The organism is Pseudoalteromonas sp. SG44-8 (genome assembly GCF_014164125.1).
GTDB classification, from domain to species: domain Bacteria; phylum Pseudomonadota; class Gammaproteobacteria; order Enterobacterales; family Alteromonadaceae; genus Pseudoalteromonas; species Pseudoalteromonas rhizosphaerae.
In genome coordinates, this window is the sequence record NZ_JACJEQ010000010.1 from 15779 (window position 1) to 36277 (window position 20499).

The 20499-nt window shown below is 40.8% G+C and carries 17 protein-coding genes; 7 read left to right on the forward strand and 10 right to left on the reverse strand.

What is annotated here, in order from left to right; genetic code table 11:
• Positions 1-112 precede the first annotated feature (112 nt).
• The 7 genes from H5163_RS10105 to H5163_RS10135 all read right to left on the reverse strand — a co-directional run bounded on the left by H5163_RS10105 (position 113) and on the right by H5163_RS10135 (position 9456).
• Positions 113-2032 carry a transcriptional regulator gene (locus H5163_RS10105; RefSeq protein ID WP_182735049.1) on the reverse strand — a complete coding sequence of 640 codons (1920 nt, stop codon included), beginning with the start codon at positions 2030-2032 and terminating at the stop codon, positions 113-115.
• Between the two features lie 346 nt (positions 2033-2378).
• Positions 2379-3257 carry a TraB/GumN family protein gene (locus H5163_RS10110; protein WP_145238356.1) on the reverse strand — a complete coding sequence of 293 codons (879 nt, stop codon included), beginning with the start codon at positions 3255-3257 and terminating at the stop codon, positions 2379-2381.
• Positions 3258-3303: 46 nt separating this feature from the next.
• Positions 3304-4752 carry a sensor histidine kinase KdpD gene (locus tag H5163_RS10115; RefSeq protein ID WP_182735050.1) on the reverse strand — a complete coding sequence of 483 codons (1449 nt, stop codon included), beginning with the start codon at positions 4750-4752 and terminating at the stop codon, positions 3304-3306.
• Positions 4733-5407 (reverse strand): response regulator transcription factor, encoded by a 675-nt coding sequence (locus H5163_RS10120; RefSeq protein ID WP_145238362.1) that lies wholly within the window; start codon positions 5405-5407, stop codon positions 4733-4735. The genes H5163_RS10115 and H5163_RS10120 overlap by 20 nt, the downstream gene beginning before the upstream one ends.
• A gap of 59 nt (positions 5408-5466) precedes the next feature.
• On the reverse strand, positions 5467-7431 hold the full coding sequence (locus tag H5163_RS10125; protein WP_145238365.1) for an LTA synthase family protein: 1965 nt from the start codon (positions 7429-7431) through the stop codon (positions 5467-5469).
• A complete protein-coding gene (locus tag H5163_RS10130; protein WP_145238368.1) occupies positions 7422-7796 on the reverse strand; it encodes a diacylglycerol kinase in 375 nt (124 codons plus the stop codon). Before H5163_RS10130 ends, H5163_RS10125 begins: the two co-directional genes overlap by 10 nt.
• Complete coding sequence (locus H5163_RS10135) at positions 7789-9456, reverse strand: phosphoethanolamine transferase (protein WP_182731676.1); 1668 nt, start codon at positions 9454-9456, stop codon at positions 7789-7791. The genes H5163_RS10130 and H5163_RS10135 overlap by 8 nt, the downstream gene beginning before the upstream one ends.
• 566 nt (positions 9457-10022) lie before the next feature.
• Between H5163_RS10135 and ilvG the strand changes: the two genes are divergently transcribed.
• From ilvG to can, 7 genes are all read left to right on the forward strand, one after another.
• Positions 10023-11672: an acetolactate synthase 2 catalytic subunit gene (gene ilvG, locus H5163_RS10140; protein WP_145238374.1), complete on the forward strand. Its 1650-nt coding sequence runs from the start codon at positions 10023-10025 to the stop codon at positions 11670-11672.
• Positions 11669-11911 (forward strand): acetolactate synthase 2 small subunit, encoded by a 243-nt coding sequence (ilvM, locus tag H5163_RS10145; RefSeq protein ID WP_182731677.1) that lies wholly within the window; start codon positions 11669-11671, stop codon positions 11909-11911. Before ilvG ends, ilvM begins: the two co-directional genes overlap by 4 nt.
• Before the next feature lie 114 nt (positions 11912-12025).
• On the forward strand, positions 12026-13882 hold the full coding sequence (gene ilvD, locus H5163_RS10150; protein ID WP_182731678.1) for a dihydroxy-acid dehydratase: 1857 nt from the start codon (positions 12026-12028) through the stop codon (positions 13880-13882).
• Between the two features lie 2 nt (positions 13883-13884).
• Positions 13885-15435, forward strand: a complete 1551-nt coding sequence (gene ilvA, locus H5163_RS10155) for a threonine ammonia-lyase, biosynthetic (RefSeq protein WP_182717671.1) — start codon at positions 13885-13887, stop codon at positions 15433-15435.
• Positions 15436-15624: 189 nt separating this feature from the next.
• Complete coding sequence (locus tag H5163_RS10160) at positions 15625-16659, forward strand: ABC transporter substrate-binding protein (protein WP_404936309.1); 1035 nt, start codon at positions 15625-15627, stop codon at positions 16657-16659.
• A 32-nt stretch (positions 16660-16691) separates the two neighbouring features.
• Positions 16692-17888: a methyltransferase gene (locus tag H5163_RS10165; protein ID WP_182735052.1), complete on the forward strand. Its 1197-nt coding sequence runs from the start codon at positions 16692-16694 to the stop codon at positions 17886-17888.
• On the forward strand, positions 17885-18544 hold the full coding sequence (can, locus tag H5163_RS10170; protein ID WP_182731681.1) for a carbonate dehydratase: 660 nt from the start codon (positions 17885-17887) through the stop codon (positions 18542-18544). Before H5163_RS10165 ends, can begins: the two co-directional genes overlap by 4 nt.
• A gap of 124 nt (positions 18545-18668) precedes the next feature.
• On the opposite strand, the gene H5163_RS10175 is transcribed toward can, so the two are convergent.
• Genes H5163_RS10175 through H5163_RS10185 form a run of 3 tightly spaced genes read right to left on the reverse strand, consistent with a single transcriptional unit; the run spans position 18669 to position 20465 of the window.
• Positions 18669-19466: an AraC family transcriptional regulator gene (locus H5163_RS10175; protein WP_182735053.1), complete on the reverse strand. Its 798-nt coding sequence runs from the start codon at positions 19464-19466 to the stop codon at positions 18669-18671.
• A gap of 14 nt (positions 19467-19480) precedes the next feature.
• Positions 19481-20266, reverse strand: coding sequence for a type I methionyl aminopeptidase (gene map, locus H5163_RS10180; protein WP_145238400.1), 786 nt, complete (start codon positions 20264-20266; stop codon positions 19481-19483).
• On the reverse strand, positions 20259-20465 hold the full coding sequence (locus H5163_RS10185) for a ParD-like family protein (protein WP_145238403.1): 207 nt from the start codon (positions 20463-20465) through the stop codon (positions 20259-20261). The genes map and H5163_RS10185 overlap by 8 nt, the downstream gene beginning before the upstream one ends.
• Between the last annotated feature and the right edge of the window lie 34 nt (positions 20466-20499).

The window sequence follows — 20499 nt, forward strand, 5'->3', positions numbered from 1 at the left end:
AGTTAGAAAAAGCAAAAACTACTTGGGTAGCTTTTTAGCGTGGCTCTTGAAATATGCTTGCTACCCTTACTAGCTCGATAAAAAAGAGCAAAAAAATTTTTAAATAGCGTTTTTAAAGATTAAGCGTAAGTAATTTATCTTTATTATAACGTCGCCAATTCTCACCCGCATGCTCAGTAATATATTGAGAATAGAAGTCGTAATTTTCAGAGTCATTGTTATCACTACATAATAACAACGCAACATCCAAACTCAGGTTTCTGTCACCAGAAAGTTGCGCTTGTTCAAAGGTGCGTTTTGCTAAGCGATTAAAGTCCTTTGTTTGTTTACTGGCTTGGGCAAATAAAGTTTTTAGATAAGAGTTTTGTGGACTATCAATAGATGTAGTCGTTACAGATAAATTATCAATCAATGCCTTGGCTTCCGCCAAGCGATTTTCATCAAGGTAATATTGTAGCAAACTCTTGCGGCTACTTTGCGCAACCCAGTGGTCAGGCGTTAATTTGGTAAAGTCGAGTACTTGTTTAAAATGAGGTTCTTTGTCTGCTGGCGTTTGGGCAAAAATAGCATAATGAAAGGGGATTTTAGCAAAGTGATATGGTGGCAAGTTATACGCTTTCATTTTACGTTCAGCTTGTTGTAAATAAAGGTATTGGTCTGTTGCTTGCTTATTTTTATAAGCTAAAACTGAAAGGTAAGTGAGAGCATCTAATTCACGCAGTATATCGTTAACCTGCAGTGATAATTGCGCGGATTTGAGCAAACTTGCTTTCACCGCATTGTAGTTTTTATTTTGGTGATCTAACCAAGATTGAGCAAACCAGGCATCTGCTAGGCGCTTAGCATCATTAATCTTTTTGAATTGAGAAATTGCGCTGGCGAGTTTTTCTGAACTGAGCTCAAACAATTCTTTTCTTGTTAAAATTTCACTTTGTAGTAATAGGGCGTTACCTAATTGTTGTGTGTTTTGTGCTTCAATAGCAAAATTAGCAAGTTTATCAGCCATTACCATGGCTTTTTCAAACTCTTCCATTTGAATATAAAGCATCGCCAACTTGCCTAAGTTAATAAAGTCGTTAGGTTTGCTTTTATGGGCGATAGATAACTTAGCCAGTCTGATTTCAAGTGACTGTGGTGACATTAATAAGTCATAAATGTAATCTTGTGATAAGTGCTGTTTTAGCTTGCTTATCACTGCTTGATTGGAAGAACCTGTTAATTGTCCGCGCCAGTCCGTAATAGGACCTTTCAAGATAAAATCTAGATAGGTGAGTGAATTATAGGTACGTACGTTGGCGGTTAGTATCAGTGGATGCTTATCAGCAAGCTTTGGATATTCACTCTCAATCGATGTTTCAAAGTGCAAAGGGCTTAGTTGGGGTAGTTCTGTAAAATCAAAAAATTCATCATCAGCGAGCTTTATAGTGTTGTTACTAAGGCTTTGAGTAAAAGGTATATAAGCAATGCCAATTGCAGCAGGTGCGGCGACTTTATCAGAACTATGTGGGAATAGGATTAAGATTGCTGTGGCGAAAACAACCAGTAAACTTGTGAGCAAAGCATAAAATCCCATAGGCTTTTTTTCTGCAGGGCCAACTTTAAATATATCGCTTGAGTTTATGTCAGACGTTGCGTTAGCACCGATTTTTTGTGTCAATGGCATAGTTGCAATTGGCTTAGCTTTAATTGTAGTAGTCGTAATGTTTACAGATCGAGGCTCAGTTATTACTGCTGTTTGTATTTGGCTTGTATTCAATTGCCATTGATAACCACGCTTAGGGAAAGTTTTAATCGCGCTATTACCAAAAACAGCTCTTAGATGGCTAATATTTTGAAATACAGCCTGTTCAGACACCACTTTATCGTGCCAAACCTTAGTTAAAATAGCATCTTTACTAAAAACTTGTGTGGAATCAGAAAGCAGTAACGCCAATAGCTTAGCTTCATTAGGACGAATATCAATATCGTCGCCATTTTTGCTGAGTATTAAGTTGTTACTGTCGAATTCAAAATCTAAAAAAGTATATCGCATTATTTAAAGTATTTAGTTTGCTGCTACTATAATCCAACATCATCTTAACCGACCTAATGTTTAAAGGGGAGTATTTATCAATAGCGTGATGACAAGATTAACAGTTACATCATCATCAGCCTCAACTTATCTATGTATTCAAATAAAAGCCTTACCCATTTTGAATAAGTGCATGATTTCGACATGTTGAATTCAGAAATGAAAAAAACGTTCCTACATTTATCAACCAAATAGTAAGGTCAGATATCAGCTACACAACCTTAGCAGAAAGACCTGTCTATCTGCTAAGGAAGTTATATTTACTAATACTTAACAAGTAGCAAAAATAAATTGAGTATCTCTCTATTTATAAGCGAGTTACGCTAAATCCCTGATCTTGAAATTGCTTTAACAAACCGTGTTGTTCTGGCAAATGCAGGGCGCCTACGGCGATAAATAGTTTTTCTTTACCGATGCGAGGCGTGAGCTCTCTTACCCAATTATTGTTACGTTCAATCAGCATTACTTGTTCGCTGATCTCACCGTAGTTGCTGTCGTCAAAGCTTTCATTGTAATACTTAGTTAAGGTCGCCATATCACCATTTTTCCATGCATTAACTAAGCTAATAAAGTAGGTTTCAACGTCGGCAAGCTGTTCAAACGTTTCTTCAATCATTTCGTTACTTAACAACGATAGATTATTAAACATCTCCATTTGATATTCGAGAGTTTCTAATTCGCCAACTGGTATATTGTTGGTTTTTGTATAGGCAAGTACTTGCTTATCAATGCCATATTGATCGGAAAAACCAATATTTTGAAATTCGATTTGCAACATAGTAACCATTACGGCCCATGGCGCCATATTGTTAAACATCGCAATATCAATTGATTTGTTGCTGAAGTATTGGTCAAGCTTCTTATAGTTTTGTTCCGAAAGCTCAGTTTGCAGTGTTTTGCCATTTTTTAGCATCATAAAAGGCATTGAGCGGCGCTGCATTTCCATCGGGCTAATTGCACTAACATTGACTTCAACAATTACTTTATCACTGGCATCAAGCGCGTCGGTTACTTTTTTAGGTAGTCCTTTCATGGTGGCATCACCGACATGCACAGTGCCAAACAAATATGATTTAACACCATTTTTTTCTAATTGCCACAACCCAGGTTCACTGTGGCTAGCAAAACTAATACACAGTAAAAGGGATAAAATAAAGTAACTGCTAATACGCTGAGTGAGGTTCATAATTGTCCTTATTGGTTGGGTATATATCCATATTAAACCAATACGCTTAATTGGGTAACGTTAAAATTAATGCTAAGCGAGAGTTTGGCTTGTTTTTTGCGCTGATGGTAAAGTTATTGAGATTACATAAACTGTTCACTATCGCTAGTCCCAAGCCGTGGCGTTGGTTATTCGTTCGTGAGCTATCAAGCTGGTAAAGGGGGGCAAAAATAGCCTCTAGTTGTTGTTCACTTAAAGGCTTAGCTAAAGCGTTACATAGCGTGATTTTGGTGTGATATTCAGTTTGTTCGACCTGTAAGTTGATAGGTTGGGTGCTAAGCCCATAAAACAATGCGTTATCGAGCAAGTTAGATAAAATGGTATGCAGGCAAAATCGATCAGCGGTGATCATCAGCTCAGTTGCAACATTTAGCAGTAAGCGCTGCTTAATATCGGCATGTTTAAACTGCAGTTCATTGCTTAATTGCGTAATAAAGTCACTTAAATTAACGCTTTCTAAATTGAGCTCTACAGCGCTACTACCAGCGCGCTGTAATAGCAGCAAGTTATTGACGATGGTTTTCATACGCTGAGATATAGCCAATATATCGCTGGTATATGTGGCGCTAATACGCTCATCATCAGGGTAGCGCAGTGCCACTTCTGACAAGCTGATCAGCTCAGAAATTGGCGTTTTCAATTCATGGGCGATGTCGCTGGTTAGGCGTTTTTCATTTTGATAGAGCTGTTGATTGGTGGTAATAAATTTATTTAGCTCATTACGAATAGGTTCAATTTCCTCTACCTGAAAGTCACTTTTGATAGTTTGTGAGGCGCCAGTGATATCGAGTAATTTTATTTGTTCATTTAAGTTGTTCAGTGGAAAGAGGCCACGATTAACGATTCGAGTGACTAAATAACGTACTCCAAAAACTGCGATAATGCAGGTCAGAATAAAAACCACATCAATGATCAGCAATACTTTATTTAATGATGAAATAGGGGCTGCGATAGTTAAAACCATGGTCTTAAAATGACCGCTGCCGCGTGCTGCTTCGTCTTCTTGTTGGGCAATGAAGTGGCTGATCATGGCGCGACCCTCTTCACCGTTAGGCAAAGTGTAATCAATAATTTTAAATTCGTTAATGGGGATAGCGAAATTGGGTAAATCAATATTTTGATATAGTTGCAATGAATCTGATTTTTCAAACGTCTGTTTTTCGTGCCATAGCTGATAAAATTCGCTGGCATTAGCCTGCTCATATTCAGACATAAATTCGCCAGCAAAATCAAACTCTAGTTTGCCATTATGATCTTTCACTAAGGTTTTTAAATAATTAGATTTATTAGTTAACGATTGATGAAATTGGTTTTCAACCCAAGAATCAACGCTCAAATCGACAGTTAAAAAAATAGTAACCAGAATAATCGACAGTACGGCACTAATATTATTGACGAGTTTACGCTTGATAGAGTGACGTTTAGTTTTTGGCAACTCAGTTTTGAGAAGCAACATAACCAAATCCACGTTTATTCTTAATTGGTAGTTCGCCGCCTAGTAGTCGTACTTTTTTGCGGATCGCTGAAATATGTGCTTCTAGGGCATTTTTTGACAGCATATCAAATTGGCCGACCACGGCTTCGCTGATCATCTCAAGGCCTAACACCCGTTCTTTGGCACTAAATAAGCACTCAATGATTTTATATTCGTTGCGAGTAAGGTTTATGGGGTGCTGCTGATAATGCAGTGTTTTTAAGCTCAAATCTAACACGCATTCACCTACACAGAGTGTGTTTTGCTGGTTTTGTAATTGGCCTCGCCGAGACAACGCCAGTACTCTGGCATGTAATTCTTCAAACGAAAACGGTTTCGTTAGATAATCATCAGCACCTTTCATTAAGCCGTTTATTTTGTCTTGTGCTTCAGAGCGAGCGGATAGAATTAATACCCGAGCTTGACTCGAGCTGCTACGCAGTGCTTTGAGAATACTCATGCCATCAACACTTGGTAGCATTAAGTCGAGAATGATTAAATCATAGTCGCCACACAGTGCCATACTTAAACCTTGTGAACCATCACCGGTACCGTCCACGGTAAAACCGAGATTATTAAGGCCTACGTCTAGGCTGCGCCTAAGCGGTTCAGAATCTTCGATTACGAGTATTTTCATGATCTTAACTTAATTAAATAACACGGTTTGCCTTGCTGCTTTAGCAAGGCATCAGTGCGTTAATGATACCAACCATTTTGATAGGCTAAGTTACCTAAATTGGCATGTGCCAGTGCTTTTTTCACCAATTGTGGGTCGTTGCTGGTGGGCACTAATTTATCTTGTGTGTATATATAAGTGGTTGCTGGTTTTTGTGGTTGTAAAATTACGACCTTATTACCTTGACCACTATTACCGGTTATGTAGGCAAAGTTTTTATCGTATTGCATCATTGCGCGTTGTTTGTTATCAGCGATTGGCTGCGCAAGATCGCGACCTATCATCGGATGTTCACCACTGGCTCCAATTAAGGATAATAATGTTGTCGGAATATCAAGTTGGCTGGCAAGCTGATGGTCACGCTTGGCATTGATACCCTTGCCAAAAATAACCGCAGGAATACGAAAGTGCTCAATCGGCACTAAACTTGCGCCCGATACGCGCGAATCATGATCGGCAATTACTATAAAGACGGTATCGTCCCAGTAACTTGATTGCTTTGCTTTTTCGATAAAGGTGCCTAATGCATAATCGGCATATTTTGCCGCATTATTGCGAGTTTGTTTTTGCTTATCGTATAAGGTGATTTTATTATCTGGAAACTCATAAGGGCTGTGATTAGAGCTGGAAAATACCAAGCTAAAAAAAGGTTTACCTTGTTGTTGTAACTTAGTCAGTTCAATATCCGCTTGGTTAAAGAGATCTTCATCAGAGGCGCCCCATGAGCCATTAAAATCAATATTGGCAAAGTCATTACTATCTACAATGTGTTGAAAGCCATTACCCAAAAAGAAGCTTTGCATATTATCAAAGTGACTTTCACCACCGTAAATAAATTGGGTGTGGTAATTTTGTTTACTTAAAAAGTCAGCAATGGTAAAAAAATCACGTTGCGATTTATCAAGCTTTACTACTGCGCGAGAAGGCGTCGGGGTAAAGCCAGTGATAACAGCTTCTATACCACGTACTGAGCGTGTGCCTGTGGCGTATAAATTATCAAACCCCCAACCTTGCTGATAGAGCTTATCTATATTAGGAGTTAAAGGTAAACCGCCTAAAGTACCTACATAGCGAGCACCTAAACTTTCTTGTAAAATGATGACTAGATTTTTGGGTTTCCCTTGATACGCCGCTTGATGAAAGGTTTTGGTTGGAGCGCTGGCATCGTTAAAAACAGCTTGTTCATTTTGCATACTCGCGCGCACTAAGGCTAATAATTCCTCTTCTGGTATTGCACCATAAAAGTCTTGGCTTGATTTTTCGTTACCGAGTTGTTTAATTGCAAAGGCTACGCTATACAATGAGTTAAGGCTAAGATCATTAAGTAAATGATCGGTTGAAAATGCCACCATTGCAGGGTTTAACGGTCGATGACCTAGTGAGTTACGTGCACCTAGAACGGTTAAGCACAGTAGGCTAATCACCAATAAGGAGTGTTTTATGATTGGCAACTGACAGTGGCTACGCCATTGGCTGGTAAAAACTTTTGTAGCCAGTTTAACTCCGACGATCAAGAATAGTAAAGTGGCGAATACTTCTATTTTATACCCTGCAAAAATCATTCGAGAGACTTCTTTTGGGTATATTAAGTATTCAATAAATAAGCGGTTTGGACGTAAGTCATATTCATTAATAAAGGTCGGAGTGATTACTTCAAAGAAGATCAACAGAGCAGCCATTAGCAGTAAATAGTATTTAATAATGCCACGGATAAGGTGCTGTTTAGAGATTAATGTGCTGATAATAATCAACAACAATGCCGGCATTAAAATATAGCTTAAGGTAGCCGTATCAACGCGCAAGCCGCCAATAAAAATATTTAGCCAAGCATGAGAGCTAAATACTCGCTCACCTTGCCATACACTTAAGCTAAAACGAGCCAGGGTTAACATAGTTAGCGATAAGCTAAAAAATGTTAGCAATACCCAGTATGGACCGAGTTTATTTTTTAGTTGCGCAACACTAAATCTATCAGTTATGCCCATAAAATAGCCCACCAAATAAGTGTGCTTATTAGCATCGCTATAAATACACTGGCAGAGGCAATATCTTTAGCCAGCCCAGAGAGTTCATGATGTTCTGTACCAATACGATCAACTACTACTTCAATCGCAGTATTGACTAATTCAGCGAACAGTACAAACAGCAAGCTGGCAATTAAAATAAGTTTATCGCTGGTGGGAATATTCGCCAGCCATGCAAACACTCCAAGTAATAAAAATAGCGCGAGTTCTTGCTGAAATGCAGCTTCAAATCGCGTCATCCATTTTAAGCCATTAAAAGTATGGCGTAAGGTAAATAAAAGGCGTAGTAGTCCTTGACGTTTGAGTACCGTTTTCGAATTATTCATTATTGTTCTTCACTTTGTTATTGATTGTTTTACAGTTACTTACTAAATCTAAAGGTAGTTCATAAGTTTTACTTTTGATGCCTATTAGACTTATTAATGTATGAAAAATATTGTCGTGAGAAGCTGCTTGTTGTTGATCAACACTCTTCAAGCAACTTTCTGTAATGCGTTGATTACCTTTGGCAGCCCATATATACATTGGGACATGTGTTTGGCCACTAGGAGCAAAACTATAGGGAAAGCCATGTAAGTAGGCGCCGTTTTCGCCGAGCGACTCACCGTGATCTGAAATATATACAAAGGTTTTATCAATATTGTCAGGTAAGTTATTCAGTTCGGTTAACATTAATGAGTTTACGTAGTCGCTATACGCTATGGTGTTGTCATAAGTATTAACTAACTGCTCAGTGCTACAGTTTTGTATATCACTGCGGTCGCAGGTTGGTGTAAATTGCTTAAATTGATCTGGGTAGCGTTGAAAGTAAGTGGGTCCATGAGAGCCCATCATATGCAATACAATGACCGTATTGGCTTGGCTTAGATTAGCTAGTTTACGTTTAAGTGGTGCTAGTAACGCTTCGTCATAGCAATGCTGTTGTTCACAAAGTGCAGAGTTATCTACCTTGATGGTAATGTTAGTAACGCGATTACAGACATTTTTACAGCCACTGTTATTATCAATCCACAACACATCAGCGCCAGCGCTTTGGGCTATGTCGAGAATGTTTTGCTGGTTATCAGCTTCGTTACGTGAGAACTCAGCTTGGCTTTGTCGTGAGAACATACAAGGAACAGATACTGCTGTTGCGGTTCCACAGGACACTACATTGTTCAGGTACGTTACTTTGAAAGGTCGAGTGAAGCGGTTGGTGTCGCGTGTATAACCTTGGTAAGCAAAATTTTCAGCACGTGCTGTTTCACCGACTACGATAACGGTTACTTGCGTGTGTTGTGATGCACTTAATACTGGCGTTGGGTCTAAAATTTGAAATGGTTCGTCAGAGACCAGCCATTGATCGCGAATATATTTATAGCCACTGCTTAAGTATTGAAATGGAATTAACTCTTTTTTTAATAATTGATTATTACGTCCGGTGGCGGCGTAGTCAGCATAAAAGCTCAACACAATTACGGCGATTAGAGCAAAGCAGCTAAGTACGAGTTTACTGCGACTTACCAGCTCTTTGGTTAGCGGACTAAAACGAATATTGGTTTTAATTAAAACCAATAGCGGCACTAAGGCAAATAAACAAAAGAACATGATAAATTGCAAGTTCAGATAGCTTGCCGCTTCATGACCGTCAGTTTCAAAGGTGTTTTGAATCATCGAATAGTCAAATACTACTCCATAATTTAAAGTGCCGTAAAGAGCGGCACATGAGCTTAACAATAATATGTAATTAATTGGTTTGAGTAGCCAGCGGCTAGATAATAATGAAAAGAAAATAATTAGTAAGCAAAGTAACAGTAACGGTACTGAGAGTAAAAATAACCATGAAAAAGAGGGCAGTGTGGTGATTGCGTTGAATGCACCATGCATAAAAGGAATATTGATTATTAAGCAGTAATAACATGCCAATGCAATAATAAAAGTATTGGCGCTACAGGTAATGTAGAAGCGCTTTTTAAAACCTGAACTGAAAAATTGGCCTACCAACATAAATTGAGAACTCAATAATAATAATTTAATACCTGCATAGTAGAGTCCAAGACTTAAGAAACACTTAAGGATAGCTAGTCATTTCCTGAATTAGATGATTTAAAAGGAATGATTTATTGTGATTTCGTCAAAAATTAATCAAACCAGTAATTGGTTATAACGAGGTATGAAATATCAATAGTTCCATATATGAGGTAAATTAATCTATATAGGCTTTCATATTGAATTTTTATGCCTTTAAAGTCAGGTGGCGAGCGGTTTTTTAGATTGATTTTAAGGTTGACTTAGCTCTCCCATCGCGGTACTAATATAAAAAGACAGCGGGGGAGTTAATATTCCTTCGTAAACTAACAAATTTTGGTATTTATTACATGCTTACAAACGCACTAAACCTAGTCCTAATTAACGTCGTGGTGATTATTATTACCGCGGGGGCTACTTAGTGCTTTAAAAATACGTAAAGCATTATAAAAGCCCCCCGCACTTAACCAGTCGGGGGGCTTTTTAGTTTCAGGGTTTAGCAATAGTTAAGTATAGATATGTCACTGAGGAATGAGGATTATTTAATGACAGGCGCAGAGTTAACAATTGATTTATTAGCCAAACACGGCGTAAAAGAAGTATTTGGTTACCCTGGTGGGGCAATCATGCCAATTTACGATGCGCTGTATGGTGCGCCAATTAAGCATTATCTCACTCGTCATGAGCAAGGTGCAGGTTTTGCGGCGGTTGGTTTTGCTCGTAGCACGGGTAAACTTGGGGTGTGTTTTGCGACCTCAGGCCCTGGGGCTACTAACTTAATCACCGCGCTTGCTGATGCGATGATGGATTCAGTGCCATTACTTGCGATCACAGGCCAAGTACCAACTGCTGCCATAGGCTCTGATGCGTTTCAAGAGATTGATGTATTAGGTATGTCATTATCCTGCACTAAGCACAGTTATATGGTTGAACGTCCTGAAGATTTAGCCGAAATACTGCAAGAAGCCATGCATTTAGCGCAATCAGGTCGTCCAGGCCCTGTGTTAGTAGATATACCAAAAGATATTCAAATGGCGCAAGTGCCTTTTCATCCTTGGCTTGCGGCTGATGATTACTTACCGGTGTTAGATTTAAAGCAAGTGGCTATTGCTAACCAACTATTAAGCGAAGCCAAGCGGCCTGTTGCCTATGTTGGCGGCGGTGTACAGGCGGCTGATGCGCAAGTACAGCTAATGCAATTTTTAGAAAAAACCCAAATGCCTGCGGTTTCAACGCTAAAAGCATTGGGCAGTGTATTACCTGATTACGAATATAACTTAGGTATGTTGGGCATGCATGGCGGCCAAGCTGCAAATTTAGCGGTACAAGAGTGTGATGTCCTCGTATGTATCGGTGCGCGCTTTGATGATCGTGTAACAGGTAATTTAGGCAAGTTTGCGGCTAAAGCAAAAGTGATCCATTTAGATATAGATGCTGCTGAAATTGGTAAGCGTAAACCAGCTAAAGCATCGTTAGTTGCTGATTTAAAAACCTCATTGCCGCAATTAGAGTGCTTTGTAACTGAACAAGCATGGCGTGATCATGCCAAAGAGATGATGATTGAACATGCATGGCGCTATGACTATCCGGGCGAAAAAGTATATGCCCCGTATTTATTAAGCCAACTAAGCCAGCGGATGCCAAGTACAGGCGTTGTGTGTTGTGATGTAGGCCAGCACCAAATGTGGGTGGCACAACATATGAAGTTTAGTCATCCAAGCAACCACTTAAGTAGTGGTGGTGCAGGCACTATGGGCTTTGGTTTACCTGCGGCCATTGGTGCGCAAGTAGCTCGACCAAATGATTTTGTGATCACTGTTTCTGGTGATGGTTCAATCATGATGAACATTCAAGAGTTAGCCACTATTCGTCGTAACAATTTACCGGTAAAAATATTAATTTTGGATAACCAACGTTTAGGTATGGTTCGTCAATGGCAAGAGTTATTTTTTGAAGGGCGTTATTCTGAAACTGATTTATCAGACAACCCTGATTTTGTGCAATTGGCTGCCGTATTTGGTATTGCTGGGCAAACGATCACCCACGCTAACCAAGTTGATGATGCAATTACAGCATTAGTAAATAGTAAAGGTCCTTATATAGTACATGCCTGTATCGACGATAAAGAAAATGTTTGGCCGCTAGTACCGCCAGGTGCCGCGAATGACGAAATGATGACGGAGAGTGGAAAATGAAACACAGTTTAACAGTCGCTTTAAAAAATCAAAGTATCGCCGTTGAGCGCTTTTTGCGTGTAGTTCGTCATCGTGGTTTTGATTTAACCCATTTTCAATTGAATATGGATGATGGTCAGTATTATGTGGCTATGACGGTCGACAGTGATAAGCCAATTCACTTATTAACCACGCAGCTCAATAAGCTGGTGGACGTTAAGCAAGTAACACTAGAAAATTTACAACAGCAAGCAATGTAGTTTGCTGTGAAAACTAAATCAACAGGGCTATTGGGTCTTTCCCTCTAGCAATAAAAATTTAAGAATGAGGATGTCAGTTACATATTAAAAGTAACTGCAAACACTGAGGTAACTATGGCTAAATTAAGAAGTGCAACAACAACTGAAGGTCGAAAGCGCGCAGGTGCTCGTGCATTATGGCGTGCAACAGGAATGACAGATAGCGATTTTGGCAAACCGATTATTGCGGTTGTAAACTCATTCACGCAATTTGTACCGGGTCATGTGCACCTTAACCAACTCAGTGAGCTTATGGCAGAAACCATTACTCAAGCGGGTGGTGTGCCAAAAGAATTTAATACTATCGCCATTGATGATGGTATTGCCATGGGCCACGGCGGTATGTTGTATTCATTACCATCGCGCGACTTAATTGCTGACTCAGTTGAATACATGGTAAATGGTCACTGCGCCGATGCAATGATATGTATTTCTAACTGCGACAAAATCACCCCAGGAATGATGCTGGCGGCACTTCGTTTAGATATTCCAGTAATCTTTGTGTCTGGTGGCCCAATGGAAGCAGGTAAAACTAAGCTTGCCAATATTGATATCAAACTAGATTTAGTTGATGCCATGGTAAAAGGTGCTGATGAATCAGTAAGTGATGCTGACTCAGAGCAAGTAGAGCGCTCAGCATGTCCTACGTGTGGCTCGTGTTCGGGCATGTTTACCGCCAACTCAATGAACTGTTTACTCGAAGCAATTGGCCTCGCACTACCAGGTAACGGCACTACACTTGCGACTCATAAAGATCGTAAACAACTGTATGTTGAAGCCGGTGCACGAATTGTTGATTTATGCCGTGAGTATTACCAAAAAGATAATAAAGATGTACTACCGCGCGCCATTGCTAATAAAACCGCGTTTATGAATGCCATGGTGGTTGATATTGCTATGGGTGGCTCGTCAAATACCGTATTGCATTTACTTGCAGCTGCGCAAGAAGCCGGTGTTGATTTTGATATGTCGCACATTGATGCGTTATCTCGTAAAACACCTTTCTTATGTAAAGTAGCGCCTGCAACCGCGCAATACCATATTGAAGATGTGCATCGTGCTGGTGGCATGATGGCAATAATTCGCGAGCTTGGCAAAGCTGGCTTAGTGGATCTGTCGGTAAATCATGTTGCTGGCATGACTATGGCAGAGCTAGTTAAAAAATGGGATGCCACTGATCCAAACAACGAAGCAGCGCAAAAGTTTTACCGAGCGGGACCTGCGGGCATTCGTACCACCAAAGCAATGAGCCAAGAATGTCGTTGGGATGAAGGCGATAATGACCGTGAACATGGTTGTATCCGTAGCGTTGAACATGCGTTTCGCCAAGATGGCGGCTTAGCCGTACTATCGGGTAATTTAGCTGTTGATGGTTGTATTGTGAAAAGCGCGGGTGTGGTTGATGAAATGCTACACTTTGAAGGCACCGCCGTGGTGTATGAATCACAAGACGATTCAGTTGAAGGCATTTTAAATGACGAAGTAAAAGCCGGTGACGTAGTCGTTATTCGCTACGAAGGACCGAAAGGCGGACCTGGCATGCAGGAAATGCTTTACCCAACCAGTTACTTAAAATCAAAAGGTTTGGCTGAGCAGTGCGCACTTATAACCGATGGTCGCTTCTCGGGCGGTACGTCAGGTTTATCAATTGGCCACGTTTCACCAGAAGCGGCCAGTGGCGGTGCCATTGCTTACGTTGAAAACGGCGATAAAATTATTATCGATATCGCTACCCGCGAAATCACGTTAGCGTTAACAGATGAAGAACTTGAAGCGCGTAAGCAAAAGCAACTTGCTCGTGGTAAACAAGCGTACAAACCACTCGATCGTGAACGTTATGTATCATCTGCGCTAAAAGCGTATGCGCTACTTGCAACCAGTGCTGATAAAGGCGCGGTGCGTGATTTAGCCAAACTGGAGGAGCTTAGTTAATTATGGTTTCTCAAGAGCTCGATTATTTTCGCGCTATTATCCAGGCTAATATGGAACCACTGGCAAAAGTTACTGAGGTTAGCGAAATGGCTGAACTCAGTGCTCGTCTTGGTAATCAAGTATGGCTAAAGCGCGAAGATCAGCAGCCAGTTTATTCGTTTAAACTGCGTGGTGCATACAACAAACTGGCTAAACTGCCAGCCGGTTCAGTGGTGATCACCGCCTCAGCTGGTAATCATGCTCAAGGGGTGGCGCTCAGTGCATCACACTTAGGGCATCAAGCAACGATTGTAATGCCAGTGACGACCCCTGAAATCAAAGTCAATGCGGTACGTGCGCTTGGTGGCGAAGTGGTTTTGCATGGTCATCATTTTGATGCTGCCAAAGCTTATGCACTGGAACTTACTGAGCAGCGCGACGGCATATTTGTTCCTCCATTTGATGATCCTGATGTGATAGTAGGGCAAGGCACGGTTGCACGTGAATTAATGCAGCAGCTTAATCAACTTGATGCGGTATTTATTCCAGTTGGTGGTGGTGGCTTACTTGCTGGTATGGCCGTGTATATAAAGTCATTGCGCCCAGATATCAAAGTAATCGGTGTAGAAGCTGATGAAAGTGCCTGTTTACAAGCTGCACTTGCAGCAGGCAAACCCGTCGAGCTTGAACGGGTTGGCAGTTTTGCCGATGGTGTTGCGGTAAAAATTATTGGTACCGAAACCTTTCGCTTAGCGCAAAAGTTTTGTGATGAAGTAGTCACTGTAACCGGTGATGAAATATGTGCGGCGATGCAAGATATTTTTGTTTCAACCCGTGCGATTGCTGAGCCATCAGGTGCGCTGGCAACGGCTGGGCTGAAAAAATGGTGTCAGCAAACAGGCCAAAAAGGGCTGCATTTAGCAGCTGTGTTATCTGGCGCAAACTTAAACTTTGACCGCTTACGTTATGTGGCTGAGCGTACTGCGCTGGGAGAGAAAAACGAAGCGTTGTTAGCAGTAACCATCAATGAAGAAAAAGGCAGCTTTAAACAGTTTTGCGCCTCATTAGGTGGTCGCGCTATTACTGAATTTAACTACCGTTACGCAGGCCCTGGTGAAGCGCAAATATTTGTTGGTGTTGCACTGCGCCAAGGTCAGCAAGAGTTAGATGAGCTCACAGCTGATTTAACCACCAATGGCTATCAATTTTGTGATTTATCAGATAACGAACTGGCTAAATTACATGTTCGTTATATGGTTGGTGGTAAAGCACCTGAGCAGATGCATGAGCGGTTATTACGCTTTGAATTTCCTGAATATCCAGGCGCACTGGCGCGCTTTTTAGATACTTTAGGCAGCAATTGGAATATTACTTTGTTTCATTATCGGAATCATGGTGGTTCGATGGGCAATGTATTAGCAGGGTTTGCGATTGAGCCTAGTCAGTATGAGGTATTCAACGAGCATTTAAATCGCTTAGGTTACAGTGTGCAAGATGAAACACTGAATCCGTGTTTTACCCAATTTTTAACTACTCAACGTCCCATCGATAGGGTGAAAGCGGTTAATAATTAAAGATATATACCCAAACCACTTCAAGATACGAATTATGTATCTTGAAGTGGTTTTAGTATAAGCAAGCACCTCAATTGAGGTGTTTTTTTGTCTCTTTGCAAACTTAAAGTCTTGGGTTAATCGAATATCTTATCTATAGTTATAGCAATATTAGCTAACTTATTAGATCACGATTTGTCATTTAAAGGACTGAAACTTAAGCTTTATGCCACTTTGCTTATACTCAGCGGGCAAAGTTTTGCGGCAGCGGATGTGACTTTACAACTAAAGTGGACGCATCAATTTCAATTTTCTGGTTACTATATGGCTCAGCAACAAGGCTTTTACAAAGCGGCAGGGCTAAACGTCACTATTTTACCGGCAGATCCTGATAACCCAGATACCTTCACTAAAGTGTTGGCGGGCCAAGCTCACTTCGGGGTCGGGCACTCAGGTATTTTACAGCAACGGATCGCTGGTAAACCCTTGGTGGCAATGGCTGCTATTTTACAATTTTCTCCTTATTGTTGGATGGTAAAAAAAAGCTCCGATATTTTTCATCCTCGGGATTTTGTCAATAAGCGTCTTAGCAGTATCAGCCGCAAAGAAAATGCCGAATTATTGGTAATGCTCGAACGCAGTGGTATCCAAACGAATAATTTACCTTCTTATGAAAGTGGTAACAGCAGTGCGGATTGGTTAGCTGGGAGTATTGATGCGATGCAAGTGTACGTGACTAATGAGCCGTATATTATGCGTGAGCAAGGCATTGACTATAGACTTATTTGCCCGCAGAAGTATGGAATTAATGTGTATAGCGATATTCTTTACACCACAGAGAATATGCTCGAACAACATCCGCAAACAGTTGAAGCATTTTATCAGGCCAGCTTAAAGGGCTGGCGCTATGCAATGATGCATATGGATGAAGCAATTGCATTAACTCAACACCAATACGCACCCAATAAAAGCTTTTCTCAGCTTGCCTATGAAGCTGAAGTATTGAGTGATTATATTTTACCACCGGGCACTAATTTAGGATCTATGTCGATAGCGAAATGGCGGTTGATTGCTGACCTATACGGGATTGAGCAAGACGAATTTAATCAGGCGCAAGATGGCTTTATTTACCAGTATGTTGAACCTGAAAAAATTAAAATGTCGTGGATGCTTATTGCGGCAATTATAATTAGTTTGTTATCTATACCACTTTATTTACGCTTGATGTTCAGAAAAAGCGTATAATGCATAAATGAAATGACCATCGCTAAAATCACATGATCCTTGCTGAGCAGTTTACAGCCCTAGATAACTTATTACATAGTACTCGCCATTATTGGCAATGCACTGCATTCGATTTTGATCAGCTGCCATGGCCTGAATTAGAACAACCATTAACGCTGTTGAGCGATCAACAAGTTGCCGATCTCGATAGCAATCAAGATGCCTTGTATCAATTTTTTAGCCCGTATATTCCCGTAGTCAATAACTTAGCTACATTGTGTTACTTACCTCAAGCCTCCACTACGCGTAGCGAATATCCGTTTTGGATCAGCAATGGTATTAAAGGGCGCAAGTTTGCGCAGCTGCAAGATTTTGTTTGTGCGCTTGGCCAAGAATCACAATTACCTGTATTAGAATGGTGTGCGGGTAAAGGCCATTTAGGACGTATGCTGGCATTTAACCGTGCGCCGAGTGTGCACAGCATCGAATTGCAACAACATTTATGTGAGCAAGGCCAGCAAAGTGCTCAGCTACAAGGGTTAGCCATGCACTTTAGTCAAGCCGATGTGCTCAAAGATGATGTAACTGGGTATTTTCAACAAGCACAACATGCAGTGGCGCTGCATGCCTGCGGGGCATTACATCAGACGTTTATGAGTAACGCGGCTAGCGCGCAAACGCAAAAAATCAGTTTATCCCCGTGTTGCTATCACTTATTTACCCCGAATGATTATCAAGCTATGAGCGATGCCGGTAAGCGTAGCCAACTGCAGTTAACGCATCGTGATTTAAAATTAGCACTACAAGAAACGGTGACAGCGCCTTCTCGGGTAGATAAAGTTCGTAAAACTGAAGTGCAATGGCGATTGGGTTTTGATGCTTTGCGCAAAAGCCTCACTGGCGAACAAAACTACGTGAGTGTCCCCTCAGTTAATAAAGCTATTTTTTCAGATTCATTTAAAGCTTTTTGTGCATGGGCAGCAGATAAAAAGGCACTAGATATACCGCAAGGCATTGATTATGAATGCTTTTTAATAAAAGGCAAAATGCGCAAAAAAGTCACTGAACGCATCGAACTGGTCCGTCATGTGTTTAGAAGAGCAATTGAGGTTTGGCTTGTGCTCGATCGTGCTTTATATTTGCAACAACAAGGTTACCAAGTCAGTGTGCAGACGTTTTGCGAAAAACAATTAACGCCACGTAATATCCTGATCCAAGCTACCGCCAAAGACAGAAAAGAGATGAAATGAGAAAGTTAAAAAACTTATTTGAAAATAATAAACGCTGGGCTGAACGAACGTGTAAAGATGATCCGGAATTTTTTAAAATCCTATCCATGCAACAAAACCCCGAGTATCTGTGGATTGGTTGTTCTGACTCTCGTGTACCTGCTAATGAAATTGTAGATCTAATGCCAGGTGAACTATTTGTTCATCGTAATGTAGCGAATGTAGTGGTGCATACCGATCATAATTGTTTGTCAGTGATGCAGTACGCTGTCGAAGTGTTGAAAGTAAAGCATATTATGGTTGTTGGCCACTATGGTTGTGGTGGGGTTCAGGCTGTACTTAACGATGCTAAATTTGGTTTAATTGATAACTGGCTTCGTCACGTCGGTGATGTAAAAGAGAAATACACCTCAAAGATTAATGCACTCGCTGAGAAAGACCGCCTCAATAGCCTGATTGAATTGAACGTGATAGAGCAAGTACGCAATGTATGCCGTACTAATATAGTCCAAGAAGCATGGCAACGTGGTCAGGAGTTGACTATTCATGGATGGGTTTATGGTCTTGCAAATGGTCACTTACACGACTTAGAGTCAGTAGTAACTTGTGCCGATGAAGTTGATGTTAACTATAAAAGTTCAGGGCTTAAAGTATTTGAACGTTACGTAGTAGAATAAGTACGTAACCTAAGCACTGCGCCCTATCTGGGCGGCGGCTACCTTCAATAATTGTAATCTTAGTTTTAAAGGCTAAGTCGATGTGCTTTTTTCATTTGGCTTTTTTATATGGTGAAAACACCCTCTATACTTTCGGTGTTTTTCGCTTGCGATATTGCAGTGGTGTTTCAAAAGTAGAATTATGAAAGGCATGACAAAAGTGAGCATGATCATAATAGCCACATTGTAAGGCTATATCTGTTATCGGTGTTTGGCTGTCAGCAAGTAGCGTGCGTGCGGCTTTTAGTCGGTAAAATTGCTGTAATTGAGTTGGACTAACCCCGGCTTCTTTTTTTAAGCGACGCTCAAGAGTACGTCGTGTCAGGCCAAGTTGTTTGCCTATACAGCTAGTGGAATTATTGAGTTGAATAAGCTGCTTGATCACTTTAATGGTATTGCTTTTTACGAGTTGATTGTTGATTGCTTGGCTGAGTAACCACTGCTCGAGTAAATACAGTTGGCTGGTTAGTGGACTGCTTTGCATTTGTTCAACACATGCTATTAAACTGTGATACCAGCTTGGGGTAAAATCTTCACCGAGTAGATAATTTTCTTCAGCTAACTCGTGTAGCGTTATACCTAATAAGTGATAAGCACCAGTAGGCGCAAAACGAATACTGACTAAATAATCCTGATTGCTGAAAGTTGTTGCCTGCGTTTGACGATTAAATGCGAAGGTAATAACGGGTGTCGCATTGCTAAAATCAATTGTTAGGCTTGCGCCTGCATCAGGGTAGAGCTTTTCTGTAAAGAACTGTGTTGTTTGTGTGGTTGTTGAACCTATTTTCCAATAACACTGCACCCAATCAGTTAAGCGTTGATCGGGTGCGAATTTTTGAAAGCTCAAATGGGGCAATGGATCATTTACTAATAAAATGGCCATGGTGTTAACCTGACTTATATCGTCGCAATGGCAATTTCTTCTTCGCGTAAAGTCAGTACTTCATAGCCGTCAGCGGTGACGACAATAGTGTGCTCCCACTGCGCAGAAAGCTTTTTATCACGAGTAACCACAGTCCAGCCATCCGGTTTAGTTTTTACTTTTGCCGCCCCTTGGTTGATCATCGGCTCAATGGTAAAGGTCATGCCTTCTTTAAGTTCAACGCCGGTATTGCGTTTACCATAATGTAAAACTTGCGGCTCTTCGTGCATTTGCTCACCAATACCATGTCCGCAGTATTCACGTACAACGCTATAGCCATTAGTATGGGCAAAATTAGCGATAGCGTTGCCAATATCGCCTAACCTCACTCCCGGTTTTACGAGCTTGATGCCTTGCCACATTGCTTGATAAGTTTTTTCGACTAAGCGCTTGGTCAACGGTGACACCTCACCAAGCATATACATTTTACTTGAATCGGCAATAAAGCCATTTTTCTCAAGGGTAATATCTAAATTGACGATATCGCCTGATTTTAATGCGCGTTTAGAGTCTGGAAAACCATGGCAGACTACTTCATTTACTGAGCTGTTTAACACATAAGGATAATCGTATTGGCCTTTGCTGGCAGGACGTGCAGCAAGTTCATCAACAATATAGCGCTCTACTAAATCATTGATCTCCATTGTGGTGATGCCGATTTTGACCTGTTGATCTAAATAGGCAAACACCTTTGCCAGTAGGCGACCAGACTCACGCATTAGCTCTATTTGTGCGGGAGTTTTAATAATTATTTCACTCATGCAAAGATTCTCCAGCTGTTACATCGGCTTGTGCAAGTTGCTGTTTGATTATTTCGGAGTAGGTCATGGTTGGATTAAGCTCAGCTAGCATGCCTATCTTTATCCAGTATTCAGATTGAGAGTTTATAGATCGTACCATAGTGGTACTGGCTTTGCGGATCTCTTCGTGCAGTTGATCGCTGATTTTTACGATACCCATAACAGTGCCTATATATAAAACGTATACGTATCGT